Annotated in this window: 12 protein-coding genes; 4 read left to right on the forward strand and 8 right to left on the reverse strand. The window is 63.9% G+C overall.

Annotated features, from left to right (window positions below; genetic code table 11):
* Positions 1-54 precede the first annotated feature (54 nt).
* Positions 55-963 carry a hydrogen peroxide-inducible genes activator gene (locus CKW40_RS00455; RefSeq protein WP_095198000.1) on the forward strand — a complete coding sequence of 303 codons (909 nt, stop codon included), beginning with the start codon at positions 55-57 and terminating at the stop codon, positions 961-963.
* Positions 964-1,055: 92 nt separating this feature from the next.
* Here the strand turns inward: CKW40_RS00455 and CKW40_RS00460 are convergent, their stop codons facing one another.
* Together CKW40_RS00460 and CKW40_RS00465 are read right to left on the reverse strand one after the other, a co-directional pair.
* Positions 1,056-1,580 (reverse strand): DUF8737 domain-containing protein, encoded by a 525-nt coding sequence (locus CKW40_RS00460; protein WP_095198001.1) that lies wholly within the window; start codon positions 1,578-1,580, stop codon positions 1,056-1,058.
* 13 nt (positions 1,581-1,593) lie between these two features.
* The gene (locus CKW40_RS00465; protein WP_095198002.1) at positions 1,594-2,424 is read right to left on the reverse strand and encodes a class I SAM-dependent methyltransferase; all 831 of its coding nucleotides are present in this window, start codon (positions 2,422-2,424) and stop codon (positions 1,594-1,596) included.
* A gap of 79 nt (positions 2,425-2,503) precedes the next feature.
* On the opposite strand from CKW40_RS00465, the gene CKW40_RS00470 reads away from it, so the two are divergent.
* Positions 2,504-3,412, forward strand: coding sequence for a LysR family transcriptional regulator (locus tag CKW40_RS00470; RefSeq protein ID WP_095198003.1), 909 nt, complete (start codon positions 2,504-2,506; stop codon positions 3,410-3,412).
* A gap of 46 nt (positions 3,413-3,458) precedes the next feature.
* Here CKW40_RS00470 and CKW40_RS00475 read toward each other — a convergent pair whose 3' ends face one another.
* The 5 genes from CKW40_RS00475 to hisS form a co-directional block, all read right to left on the reverse strand.
* Positions 3,459-4,562 (reverse strand): calcium:cation antiporter, encoded by a 1,104-nt coding sequence (locus CKW40_RS00475; RefSeq protein WP_095198004.1) that lies wholly within the window; start codon positions 4,560-4,562, stop codon positions 3,459-3,461.
* 199 nt (positions 4,563-4,761) lie between these two features.
* A complete protein-coding gene (locus tag CKW40_RS00480) occupies positions 4,762-6,534 on the reverse strand; it encodes an AMP-binding protein (protein WP_095198461.1) in 1,773 nt (590 codons plus the stop codon).
* Between the two features lie 190 nt (positions 6,535-6,724).
* Positions 6,725-7,426 (reverse strand): ATP phosphoribosyltransferase, encoded by a 702-nt coding sequence (hisG, locus tag CKW40_RS00485; RefSeq protein ID WP_095198005.1) that lies wholly within the window; start codon positions 7,424-7,426, stop codon positions 6,725-6,727.
* A complete protein-coding gene (locus tag CKW40_RS00490; RefSeq protein WP_095198006.1) occupies positions 7,423-8,544 on the reverse strand; it encodes an ATP phosphoribosyltransferase regulatory subunit in 1,122 nt (373 codons plus the stop codon). The genes hisG and CKW40_RS00490 overlap by 4 nt, the downstream gene beginning before the upstream one ends.
* 11 nt (positions 8,545-8,555) lie before the next feature.
* Complete coding sequence (gene hisS / locus CKW40_RS00495) at positions 8,556-10,052, reverse strand: histidine--tRNA ligase (protein ID WP_095198007.1); 1,497 nt, start codon at positions 10,050-10,052, stop codon at positions 8,556-8,558.
* A 271-nt stretch (positions 10,053-10,323) separates the two neighbouring features.
* Here hisS and CKW40_RS00500 point away from each other — a divergent pair, with 271 nt between their 5' ends.
* Positions 10,324-10,575, forward strand: a complete 252-nt coding sequence (locus tag CKW40_RS00500) for a hypothetical protein (protein ID WP_095198008.1) — start codon at positions 10,324-10,326, stop codon at positions 10,573-10,575.
* Between the two features lie 4 nt (positions 10,576-10,579).
* Here the strand turns inward: CKW40_RS00500 and CKW40_RS00505 are convergent, their stop codons facing one another.
* Positions 10,580-11,218: a DNA-3-methyladenine glycosylase I gene (locus tag CKW40_RS00505; protein ID WP_095198009.1), complete on the reverse strand. Its 639-nt coding sequence runs from the start codon at positions 11,216-11,218 to the stop codon at positions 10,580-10,582.
* 215 nt (positions 11,219-11,433) lie between these two features.
* Between CKW40_RS00505 and CKW40_RS00510 the strand changes: the two genes are divergently transcribed.
* Positions 11,434-12,174: a L,D-transpeptidase gene (locus CKW40_RS00510; protein ID WP_095198462.1), complete on the forward strand. Its 741-nt coding sequence runs from the start codon at positions 11,434-11,436 to the stop codon at positions 12,172-12,174.
* Positions 12,175-12,191 lie beyond the last annotated feature (17 nt).

Here is a 12,191-nt window from a genome sequence, read left to right on the forward strand (position 1 = left end):
GCATTCGCGATAAAAACAAATTGCCTTTCCTGTTCATTTCGATAGGATTTTCTTATGATCGGATTGACAGTTCGCCAGATGCATTATTTCGACGCGCTGGCGCAGACGCTGCATTTCGGGCGTGCGGCAAAACTCGCCGGCGTCAGCCAACCGGCACTGTCCTCGCAGATCGCGGAAATGGAACAGCGGCTGAACTGCCGGCTCTTCGAACGCGGCGGCAAGTCGGTGCGTATGACCGACGAAGCGATCGCGCTCTTGCCGCGCATCGAACGCATCCTGGCCGACATACGCGACGTCGAAACCACGGCCCGGCGTGGCCGGACGGCCATGGAGGGGCGTTTCCGGCTGGGCATCATCCCGACCGTCGCGCCCTATCTTTTGCCGCGCGCTTTGCCCGAACTGAAAAAGCATTTCCCGGCCTTGCTGCTCGAATTGCGCGAGGCGGTCACCGCCTCGCTGGTCGAGGACATCGCCTCGCGAAAGCTCGATGCTTTCATCGCGGCCCTTCCACTCGACCATCCCGGCCTGATCACCGAGGCGCTGTTTTCCGACCGGTTCTTCCTCGCCGTACCATCAGGCGATCCGGCCTTCGCCTCGCCGCCGGTTCCGCCCGAAAGCCCGGCGCTGGAACGACTGATGCTGCTCGAGGAAGGCCACTGCCTGCGCGAACAGGCGCTCGCGGTCTGCGGCAATGTGCGGCCGGTGGCGATGGCCAGCTACGGCGCCACCAGCCTGACCACGCTGTTGCAGATGGTGGCGCATGGGCTCGGCGTCACGCTCATCCCCGAAATGGCCACGGGGCCTGCCGGCACCATCCCCGACCTCAAAATCGTGCCGTTCCAGGAGCCGATGCCGCAACGCATGATCTGCCTTGCCTGGCGGCGCAACAATGCACGGCATGGGGAGTGTGTGGAACTGGCGAAGATCATTCGCAGCCTCGGCGCGGTGGTGCTGGCCGCGTGAGAGCGAACGGACCGGGCATCACGGAACCCGGGACAGGAACTCGCGGGTTCTCGGCGATTTCGGGTTGGCGATCATCTCGCGCTCCAGATGACCTAGGAGGCCGTCGCATTATCTGCGATGGCGCGAGTCTCGTTCTGGCGTGAACGCACCAGAAAATAGAGGGCGGCGATGTGCGTGATCATCAGCAGCGGCACGTAGATGACGGGGATGGCGTAGGTGGCGCCAAACAATCCTGCATGAGCAGGAAGATCGGCCTGGATGGCTTGGTAATAATCGACGATGAGGTCGACTATCCCAATGACATTGAAGGCGACGACGAACGGCCAGAAGAGCGGACGTATCCGCACCGTGAGCAACGCCAGCATGGCCAGCACTCCAGTTGCGAAGTCGCCATAGGCGGCAAAGGTGGCGAAGCTGGCGGGCAGATCGGGGCTGACGACGCCCGGGAGGATGAAGACGAGCCCGAAAAAGCGGAAGCTGTGCAGCGTGGCAATGGCGCGTTGCGCCGCGACCCGGTCCATTGAGCTCAGCCAGGGCCAGATATACGCACCGAAACACAGCAGCCATGCGACATAACCCAGAACGAGATGGGTCTGGAAAAGGATCTCCGTCGACATTTCTGGTCTCCTGTCAGCTGTTGGTCGACGCGGCCTCGAACACCGCGGTCAGGATGCCGAGCCGGCCTTCCATGAGATTTCGTCCCAAATTGGCTGCAAGCTCGGCAAAGTCCGGCCCCATCACCACGCCGAGATTTGGCGGAGGCGGCGGACCCGACGCCCGTAACTGCACGAACCAGGCCTTGGCGACTGCGGTGTCGTCTTGCCATGCCAGCATGCGGAAGCCTGCCGGTTCGATCGTCTCCCGCGTCGCGTCGATCGTCAGCAGGAAGCTTGTCGCCGGCGTTCGCGCCCAGGGAAGCGGATAGTGCGGCTGGCCGCTGCCCAGCACGACGTCGAAAGTGGCAAACCTGCCGCCTGATTTCAGCACGCGCCGAAGCTCGCGGTAGAGCCGCGCCCGGTCGAAGATGTTCATCGCCACGTGCTGAAGCAGCACGATGTCGAAACGACCGTCATCGAATGGAAGCTCCAAGGCGTTGGCGGCCTGGAACGACAATTGCCCGCCCTGCCCCGTGCGCCCGGTCAGATAACGCGCGGCCTCCACGAAAGGCTCGCTGAGGTCCACGCCGGTAACCTGACAGCCATAGGTCGCAGCCAGAAAGCGCGCCGGCCCGCCGATACCCGAGCCGACGTCCAGGATCGACATTCCCGCTGCGATGCCCGCCAATTGGGCAAGCTCGGCGGTCGCCGCAAGCCCACGGGTGTGAAACTGGTCTAGGGTGCCCAGTTGCTGCGGGGTGAGAAGCCGATCCTCCGGGCCGAGAGCCGCCAGTACCGTCTTCAGCCGCTCAGTCAGGCCGGTCGCACGATAATGGTCGCGCACCCCATCAAGTTCATCGGTCATGGCAAGATGCCTCCTGTCTTCAGACTCTTACCTAAGCCCGCTTCCATCGTTCGACTATCCGCTGTAATCATAACAACCCATGAAGCAGAACTACACAATCCGGCATGGGGCGCTTGATGGCGTCGAGGTGTTCCTGGCTGTCGCCAGACGCCGCAACTTCCGCCGCGCCGCCGCCGATCTCGGCGTGACGCCTTCGGCCGTGAGCCAGGCGGTGCGCGCGCTGGAAGCGCGGCTTGGTGCGGCGCTGTTTGTCCGCACGACGCGCAGTGTCGGTCTGACCGAGGCCGGTCAGCGGTTCCTCGACCGTGCCGGCCCTGCTTTCGAGGAGATTGTCGCCGCCGGCGAGGCCGCGCGCGATGTCGGCCAGCGGCCGACCGGTCTGCTGCGCCTGTCCGTGCCGCGCGCCGTCGTGCCGTTGATCCTGGAGCCGGTGATCGCGTCGTTCTGCCAGGCCTATCCCGAAGTCGAACTGGAGATCGCGGCGAGTGACGAGATGGTCGATCTGGCAACCGGGGGGTTCGATGCCGGTATCCGCCTCGGCCAGTTCATTGCGCCCGACATGGTCGCGGTGCGGCTGACCCCGTCATTCCCGTTCGTGGTGGTCGGCAGCCCCGACTATCTTGAGCGCCACGGCCGCCCCGAGCGTATCGATGACCTGCGCCGCCACGCCTGCCTGCGCTTGCGCCGTTCGAACGGCGCCATTGCGCCCTGGACGTTCGTCGACGGCAACGAGGCGATCGAGGCCAGTGTCTCAGGCCCGCTGATCGCGCATGACTACCCTACGCTGGTCGGGGCCGCGATGCGTGGGATCGGGCTGGCGCAAATCCCTCGACCCGTCGCCGAAGGTCCGATAGGCCAGGGGAAACTCGAGCCTGTGCTGGACACCATCGCGGCGACGACGCCGGGCGTCTTCCTCTATCATCCCGGCAAGCGCCAGATCCTGCCGAAGCTGCGCGCCTTCATCGACCACCTCAAATCCGGGGTCTGAGATAGCGAAGGATGCCGCCTCTGGCGCTTCGCTTGCACCAAAGCTCTCATGGTATAAATATCAGAAATACATAAGTAAAAAATACCACAAGATGGACCATTCCGGTCAAGAACGTCGTTCTTTCAGTGCTGAAGCTTACATTGCATATGAAAAGCGCCAAGACCAAAAGGACCGCATCAGCAGCCGGCAACCCCAGGGTCAGTCCTCTCCCCGTCAGCAGGCTGGCGGCCGCGACTCCCGGTATGGTCAGGCCGATCGTGGCGCAAGCCGAACCCATCGCGACATTCAAACCGCGCTGCAGCTCGTTGTTGAGTGATGCGCGCACCGCCGAAATGGCCTCCGGCATCAACACCAGCCCCGCGATCATTGCCCCGACAATGCTGTCAGCCTGGGTCACCTGGTAGGCAACGAGCGTGTCTTCGACGCTTGCCGCGACCTGCTCGGCGAGCATGACAATTCCGATCAGCCCGGCCATCAGCAGAAGAGCGCTGGCAGAGATGTTCTCGTGAGGGGCAGCGCGCACCGAAACGTCGTGTGGTTGTCCCTGGGTAAAGTCTTCCCGGTGCCGGACGGTCTGCGCGAACACGAAGCTTGCATAGAGCAGCACTGAAAGGACGCTAACGAAACCAAGTTGGGCTGCCGAAAACGTGCCGGGATCCGTGGTCTGGGTGTAGGTCGGCAGAATAAGCGTCATGACGGTCAGCGCGATCAGAACCGCCAGATAGGCACTGGTCCCTTGCCGCACGATGGACTGCTTGCGATGACGCCAGCCGCCAAGCGCGAGACACATGCCGACAACGCCGGTGGATGTGATCATCACCGTCGAGAAGACGGACTCCCGTGCCAGCGTCGGGTTGTTCTCCCCATGCAGCATCATGGAAACAATGATCGACACTTCGATTGCCGTGACGGCAAACGTCAGCACCAGCGTGCCGTACGGCTCCCCCACCCGCCGAGCTACCGCCTCGGCGTGGTCGAGCACCACGAAAATGGTGACGAACATGATCGCACACGACAGCGCACCGACAAGGATCCTGGCGTTCAGCGAACCCTGGTCCACCGACAGCCCACTGGCTCTGACCGCGACAGCCGTCGCCAGCGCAGCGAGGGGCATCGCGTAGGAAATCGCCGATCGTCCGAAACCAGTCATTCAAGCCCCCATATGTTTCTGCGAACCTTGCGGAAAGCCTGTAGGGAGCGCCTCAGCCAATGTCATCGCAAAGCCGGCAAGCCCATCGCCCGGCGATCGACTCCGGCAAACGGCACCGACCCACGGCTCCCGAAGATGCCGCAAGGTCGCGCGACCTTGGCATTGTTGAGCGCAATGACAAAATCGAGGCGCCCACCCCTCACGCCGTCTTCTGCACCACCAGTCCGAGCTCCTCGACCATCGCCTGACGCATCAAAAACTTCTGCGGCTTGCCGGTCACCGTCATCGGCAATTCGGTGCGGAAGCGGATGTGACGGGGGATCTTGTAGTGGGCGATCTGGCCAGCGCAGAAATTCTTGATCTCCTGCTCGGTTGCGATCTGGCCGGGCTTGAGCACGATCCAGGCGCACAGCTCCTCGCCATACTTTTGGTCGGGAATGCCGAACACCTGCACCTCCCTGACCTTGGGATGGCGGTAGAGGAACTCCTCGACCTCCCTGGGATAGACGTTCTCGCCGCCGCGGATGACCATATCCTTGACCCGGCCGACGATGTTGCAATAGCCCTCGGCGTCTATCGTGGCGAGGTCGCCGGTGTGCATCCAGCCGTCGCTGTCGATCGCCTCGCGGGTCTTTTCCAAATCGTCCCAATAGCCCTTCATCACGGAATAACCGCGCGTGCAGAGTTCGCCCGGCGCGCCGACGGCGACAGTAGCGCCATCGGCATCGATGGCCTTGACCTCGACATGGGGGTGGATGCGGCCGACCGTCGAGACGCGCTTCTCCAGCGGGTCGTCGACGCCGCTCTGGAAGGACACCGGGCTGGTCTCGGTCATGCCATAGGCGATGGTCACCTCCGACATATGCATCAGCGACACCACCTTCTTCATCACCTCGATCGGGCATGGCGAGCCGGCCATGATGCCGGTGCGCAGGCTGGAGAGATCGAAGTTTGCGAAATCCGCATGGTCGAGCATGCCGACGAACATGGTCGGCACGCCGTAGAGGCCGGTGCAGCGCTCCTGCGCCACGGCCTTCAGCGTAGCGCCGGGGTCGAACCCCTCGCCTGGGAAAACCATGGTCGCGCCCTTGGTGACGCAACCCATCGTGCCCATCGACATGCCGAAGCAGTGATAGAGCGGCACCGGGATGCAGAGCCGGTCGTCAACGGTGAGCTTAATGGCCGAGGTGACGAAATTGCCGTTGTTGACGATGTTGTGGTGCGTCAGCGTCGCGCCCTTGGGGGCACCAGTCGTGCCCGAGGTGAATTGGATGTTGATGGCATCGCCGGGTTTCAGCCCCTCGGAAATGCGGTCGAGGCTGTCATGTTCGTCGCGGCCGGCCATGGCCAGCACGTCGGCGAAATTGAACATGCCTGGCGAATTGTCCTCGCCCATGCGGATGACGATCTTCAGATCAGGCAATTTTTGCGCCTTGAGCTTGCCCGGTGTGGCCTTGGCGATCTCTGGCGCGAGCGTCTCGATCATGCCGAGATAATCGGAAGTCTTGAAGCTGACGGCGGTGACCAACGCCTTGCAGCCGACCTTGTTCAGCGCATATTCGAGCTCGGTCAGCCGGTAGGCCGGGTTGATGTTGACCAGGATCAGGCCGATGCGGGCGGTGGCGAACTGCGTCACCAGCCATTCCCAGCGGTTGGGCGACCAGATGCCGACGCGGTCGCCTTTCTCGAGGCCCAGCGCCAGGAAGCCGGCGGCGAGCGCATCCACCGTGTCCGACAGTTCGCTCCAGGTGAAGCGCTTGTCCTGGCCGACGAAGACGGCGGCATCCTGCGTGGCGTATTTGCTGGCGGTGTCGGCGAAAAGGGCCGGAATGGTCTTGTCGAGCAGCGGCACCTTGCGCTCGCCCGAGACATGCGCCCTGCCATCGACGGGTGCGATAAAGACGCTGCCGGCGCGAGCACCGCGGCCGCGCAGATTGGTGGCGTTCTTCAGCTCGTCGAGATTAACCGGCATCGCTGTCTCCTCCCCAGGCCGCACCGAGTCTATCAGCCCGACGGGGCAGTGGAAATCCTATCGATGGTCGATCCCTCCCCCTCGATGGGAGGGGGGACAGCCGCCGAAGGCGGATGGACGGGTGGGGTCCTTCAGGCAGTGCTCGACGTGGGACGACCCCACCCGCCTCGCTTCGCGAGGCACCCTCCCCTCAAGGGGGAGGGAGGGCGCTCATCTTCGCAGCAATGTCGCGCAAGACCGTTTCATCAGCCACCGAACGCGATTTGCGCGACGCCACCAGACAAGCCTGCGATTTCAGCACAACGCCGTCGCCCAGCACCTTCAGATGGTTGGCGCGCAGCGTCGAGCCGGTGGTGGTGATGTCGACGATGACATCGGCAAGGCCTGCCGCCGGCGCGCCCTCGGTGGCGCCTAAGCTCTCGACGATGCGATAGACCTGGATGCCGTGCTTTTGCGAAAAGAATTGCTGCGTCAGCCGCCAGTATTTGGTGGCGATGCGCAACCGCCGGCCATGGCGCTGGCGGAAATCGGCGGCGACATCGTCGAGATCGGCCATGGTGTCGACGTCGAGCCAGATTTCGGGCACGGCCACCACGACATCGGCATGGCCAAAGCCGAGACGGGCAACGATTTCGGCGCGGGCTTCCCAGTCGGCGAGGTTTTCCCGCACCAAATCCTCGCCGGTGATGCCGAGATCGACGGCGCCCTGGCCGATCTCGCCCGATATTTCGGAAGCCGAGAGGAAGACGACCTCGACATTGTCCAGACCCTCGACGCGGGCGTGATATTTGCGCTCGTCGCCGGGCAGGCTGACGGCGAGGCCGGCTTTGGCCAGCACCTCCAGCGCCTGCTCTTTGAGGCGGCCTTTCGAGGGGATCGCCAGCGTGATCATGGTGCCGTCTCCCGCAACACCTCGATACGGTCGAGCCAGACGGAAAAACCGACGCCGGGGATGGCGGTCTTCGCGCCAAGCAAGGTCAGCAACCGGTCGTAACGGCCGCCGCCTGCTAGGGGCCGCTCGCCGCCCTGCGCCGCGATTTCGAACACCACACCGGTGTAGTAATCGAGCGGACGACCGAAAGCGGCGTCATAGCGGATCTTTCCCGCCGGCAAGCCATGCGCCTCGATCGCCCGGGCGCGGGCCGCGAATTTTTCCAGTGCAACGCCCAGCGAAAGCCCGGCGCCGGTAGCGAAGCTCTCCAGCGCCTGCGTCGCGCCATCGAGCGGCACGTCGATCGCCAGGAAACTCTTCAACGCCGCGAAGGCCTCGTTGGACAGCCGCACGCTGCGCAGTTCGGCCTTCTCGATCAATCGCCGCGCAATGTCTGTGGGCGAGCGCCCGCCGGACGCCGACAGACCGGCTTCCTCCATGCCGCCGGCGATATGGGTGGAGAGACCTTCGAGATCGCCGTCGAGGACAAGCGCCGCGACCTCGCCTGAAAGCTGGCCGTTGCGCGGCGGATTGGCGAGGTCGGCGAGTGCCGCCTGCAGCATCGGCGCCGAGCCGAAGGCGCGGGCCAGCCGCATGCGCCAGCCGCGCGGCAGGCCGAGCGCCGCCAGCACCGCTTCGAAGATGCCCTGGTCGCCCAGTGTGACGGCCAGCGACCGGCCGGGCAGCACCAGCGACAGCAGCGCATGGGCGTCGGCCACGGAGCGGGCATCGGCCTCAGCGGTATCACGGTCGCCGAGATCCTCGATGCCGGCCTGGAAGAACTCGTTGCCGCCTTCGCGGCGCTGGCGAAACACTTCGCCCAGATAGGAATAACGGCGCGGCGTGCCGGCCTGCGAGCTTATATGGTCGAGACAGACTGGAATGGTGAATTCCGGCCGCAGGCAGAGTGTCTGCCCGGTCTCGCTCTCAGTGAGGAAGATGCGGCGGCGCAGATCCTCACCGGCCATGTCGAGGAAAGGGTCCGCCGGCTGCAATATGGCGACCTCGACCGCATGCGTGTTGCGCGTGGCGAAGAGGCTGGTGACGTCGGCTGCGATGGCGGGGAAGCGGGAGGTCACTGGCCGCGCTCTTATTTCGCGCGGTCGGCAGCCTGCGCCGCCAGGATCTTCTTCACCTCGGCGACCAGTTCACTTTCCGCCACCGTGACCTGCGCCGGGCGCGCGGCGCGCCATTCGGCGTTGTCAGTGATTTCAGCCGACATGCGCGCGCCTTCGATCAGGTCCTTGATCTGCAGCTCACCCTTGGCGCGTTCATCGCCGCCCTGGATGATGGCGACCGGGCAGCCGCGCCGGTCGGCATATTTCAGCTGCGCCTTCATGCCGGCGCCGCCGAGATACATTTCGGAACGGATGCCGGCGGCACGCAATTCGCTCACCATCTTCTGGTAGCGGCCGAGGCTTTCGGTGTCTTTGTCCATGACCAGGACGACGACCGGCGCGATCACATCGGCGCTGTCGAGCTTGCCGAGGTTCTTCAGCGCCGTCATTAGCCGCGACACACCGATCGAAAAGCCGGTCGCCGGCACCGGCTCGCCACGGAAGCGCGAGACCAGGCCGTCATAGCGCCCGCCGCCGCCGACCGAGCCGAAGCGCACGATCTGGCCGTCCTCGTTGGGGATTTCGGCCAGCAGTTCGGCCTCGAAGACCGGACCGGTGTAATATTCGAGGCCGCGCACGACAGAGCGGTCCATGGCAATGCGGTCTTCGCCATATCCCGCCGCCCGGACCAGGGCTTCGATGGTCGCGAGTTCGCCGACGCCTTCCTGATAGGTCGCGTTCGAATTGACCATGGAATCCTGACCGGCCTGCGCGTTCCTCGCCGTTGCTTGAAGAACAGCCTCGGCTTGCCCGTTGTTCAAGCCCGCGCCCTTGGCGAAATCGCCTTCGCCTTCCTTGCCGCCATCCCAGCGCCCCGGACCGAGCAGAAGCTTCACCCCTTCCGGCCCGAGCTTGTCCAGCTTGTCGATGGCGCGCAGCACGGTCAGCCGGCGTCCGGCATTCTCGTCACCCCCAAGGCCGATCGCCTCCAGCACCCCGTCGAGCACCTTGCGGTTGTTGACGCGGATGACATAGTCGCCGCGCTTGATGCCGAGCGCTTCCATGACGTCGGCCATCATCATCGCCATTTCGGCGTCGGCGGCGACGCCCGGCGTGCCGATTGTGTCGGCGTCGAACTGCATGAACTGGCGGAAGCGGCCGGGGCCTGGCTTCTCGTTGCGGAACACCCAGCCGGAGCGGTAGCTGCGATAGGGTTTCGGCAGGCGCTCGTAATTCTCGGCGACGAAACGCGCCGTCGGCGCGGTCAAATCATAGCGCAGCGACAGCCACTGCTCGTCATCGTCCTGGAAGGAGAACACGCCTTCGTTCGGCCGGTCCTGGTCGGGCAGGAATTTGCCGAGCGCATCGGTGTATTCGATCAGCGGCTGGTCAGCCGGTTCGAAACCGTAGAGCTCATAGACCGAGCGGATGGTCGTCATCATCTTCTCGACGGCGCGGATGTCCTCGGCGCTGCGGTCGGCAAAACCGCGCGGCAATCGCGCCTTCGTCTTTTCCGATTTGTCGGCCATGAGTGTTTGCTCGGTGTTTCGTGATGCTTGCAGGTTGGCAATGTTGCGATTTTCGCAACGCGCGTGTCCTAACCGATGCCGCTTGGTGCGGCAAGGCCAGCGAAGCGCACCCAGTCTGCCCTTGCGGAGTGGATGGGCGCGAGCGCCGACTTTCGCTCCAGCCTCTTCTGAAACAAAAACGCACCGAAAATGAAACAATCCCGCCATGGGCGCGGCATCGTGCCGACACAATCGCGGCCGATACAGCGCAGGACATGAAGGGGTTCGGGACATGACCAGCGCAGTGAAATTCCAGGCCAACAGCGATGCCGGCGAATTGCCGGCGCGCCTGCGCCCGGCCGCCACCCACGCTCCGAAAATGGTCGGCCAGGCTGCCGGACCGTTCGAGGTACCGGCCGACGCCGACAAGGGACCTTCCCTGCGCGATGCATTGGTGACCGGCCTGCTGGTGATCTATCCGACGGTGGCGACAGTGGTGGCGATCGTCGCCGGGCTATTCCTGGCCAGCGCCAACGGCACCTGAAAACCTACTCCGGCCGCTTGAAGGCCTTGCGTTCCTTCTCGACCTGCTTGCGGCAGACACAGCCTTCGAGATGGTCGTTGACCAGGCCCATGGCCTGCATGAAGGCGTAGACCGTGGTCGGGCCGACAAAGCTCCAGCCGCGCTTCTTCAGCTCCTTCGATATCCGCACCGAGACCGCCGTCGTCGGGTTGGCGCGCAGATGGGCGAGGTCGACAATCTTGGGCCGCTCCGCCTTGCCGGGTTCGAACTTCCAGAACCAGGCAGCCAGCGAGCCGAACTCGTCGACCATTTCGCGCGCGCGCTTGGCGTTGTTGATGGTCGAGACGATCTTGCCACGATGGCGGATGATGCCGGCATTGCCCAGCAGGCGCTCGACATCCTTGTCGGTGAAGGCGGCGACCTTGTCGAAGTCGAAGCCGGCGAAGGCCTCGCGAAAATTCTCGCGCTTGCGCAGGATAGTCAGCCACGACAGGCCGGACTGGAACCCTTCAAGGCAGATCTTTTCGAACAGCCTGCGGTCGTCGGCCACCGGCCGGCCCCATTCATGATCATGATAGTGCAGATAGTCGGGCAGGTTGCCGTGCCAGAAGCAGCGCGCAACCCCGTCGGGACCGGCAAGCAGGCCGGTGTTTTCATTGCTCATTGCGAAAAATCCATCCGTTAACGCGCCTTTGCGTTGCATTTACTGTGGCTTTACCAGATTCCTGAACCCGGCGGTAACCACACCAAAAGGTTTACTGACAGAACCGCATTTTACGCATTCCGATTCATGTTTCGGTTGCTGCTTGCGCGCCAAAGATCGCTGAACCGGGGAGCGTTTCCACCCGGTTGTATCAAGACGATCAAGGTGCGTTCCCGATGAAGAGAGTTTTGTTTTCCGTGCTCGGCGCCGCGGCTGTGTTTGCCGGCGTCACGCCTGCGGCCGCGGGCGACCGTTATGCCGACAGGCCGCCGGTGATGGTGAGCCCCGATCTTTCCGCCCCCTGGGTGCTGCAGCTTGGCAATGCGCCGGGCATCGTGCGGCAGAACCGTCAGGTCGTTCAGCAGCCGCGCCTGCGCTACGCGCAACCGGCGCAGCCAGACCGCGTGCAGACGGCGGCCGTGCAGGCGCCGGCCAAACGCATGGTCATGCGCCCGCAGATCAACCCGATCTACCTGCCGCAGGAAGTCGCCTATGACGGCCCACAGAAGCCGGGCACCATCGTCATCGATACCACACAGAATTTCCTCTTCCTGGTCGAGAAGAACGGTAAGGCACGGCGCTATGGCGTCGGCACCGGCAAGCCCGGCTTCGAATGGTCGGGCACACACAAGATCACCAACAAGCGCGAGTGGCCGGACTGGCGTCCGCCGGCGCAGATGATCAAGCGCGAGGCCGCCAAGGGCCGCTATCTGCCGACCTATCTGGCCGGCGGCATGGAAAACCCGCTTGGCGCCCGCGCGCTCTATCTCGGCACCACCGAATACCGCATCCACGGCACCAACCAGCCATGGACGATCGGTGGCGCAGTGTCGTCGGGCTGCATCCGCATGCGCAACGAAGACGTGGTCGACCTCTATGAACGGGTCAATGTCGGAACCACGGTCGAGGTGATATGATCGCTGCAGCGAATCAC

The organism is Mesorhizobium carmichaelinearum, from assembly GCF_900199455.1.
Taxonomy (GTDB): domain Bacteria; phylum Pseudomonadota; class Alphaproteobacteria; order Rhizobiales; family Rhizobiaceae; genus Mesorhizobium; species Mesorhizobium carmichaelinearum.

What these genes read in the sequence shown, in the direction of transcription:
- CKW40_RS00460 (WP_095198001.1), bottom strand. Translation starts at nt 1,580, where the DNA reads ATGTCGACGGAGATCCTTTTCCAGACCCATCTCGTTCTGGGTTATGTC.
- hisS (WP_095198007.1), bottom strand. Translation starts at nt 10,052, where the DNA reads ATGGCCGACAAATCGGAAAAGACGAAGGCGCGATTGCCGCGCGGTTTT.
- CKW40_RS00510 (WP_095198462.1), top strand. Translation starts at nt 11,434, where the DNA reads ATGAAGAGAGTTTTGTTTTCCGTGCTCGGCGCCGCGGCTGTGTTTGCC.
- CKW40_RS00480 (WP_095198461.1), bottom strand. Translation starts at nt 6,534, where the DNA reads ATGCCGGTTAATCTCGACGAGCTGAAGAACGCCACCAATCTGCGCGGC.
- CKW40_RS00475 (WP_095198004.1), bottom strand. Translation starts at nt 4,562, where the DNA reads ATGACTGGTTTCGGACGATCGGCGATTTCCTACGCGATGCCCCTCGCT.
- CKW40_RS00505 (WP_095198009.1), bottom strand. Translation starts at nt 11,218, where the DNA reads ATGAGCAATGAAAACACCGGCCTGCTTGCCGGTCCCGACGGGGTTGCG.
- CKW40_RS00470 (WP_095198003.1), top strand. Translation starts at nt 2,504, where the DNA reads ATGAAGCAGAACTACACAATCCGGCATGGGGCGCTTGATGGCGTCGAG.
- CKW40_RS00465 (WP_095198002.1), bottom strand. Translation starts at nt 2,424, where the DNA reads ATGACCGATGAACTTGATGGGGTGCGCGACCATTATCGTGCGACCGGC.
- CKW40_RS00455 (WP_095198000.1), top strand. Translation starts at nt 55, where the DNA reads ATGATCGGATTGACAGTTCGCCAGATGCATTATTTCGACGCGCTGGCG.
- CKW40_RS00500 (WP_095198008.1), top strand. Translation starts at nt 10,324, where the DNA reads ATGACCAGCGCAGTGAAATTCCAGGCCAACAGCGATGCCGGCGAATTG.
- hisG (WP_095198005.1), bottom strand. Translation starts at nt 7,426, where the DNA reads ATGATCACGCTGGCGATCCCCTCGAAAGGCCGCCTCAAAGAGCAGGCG.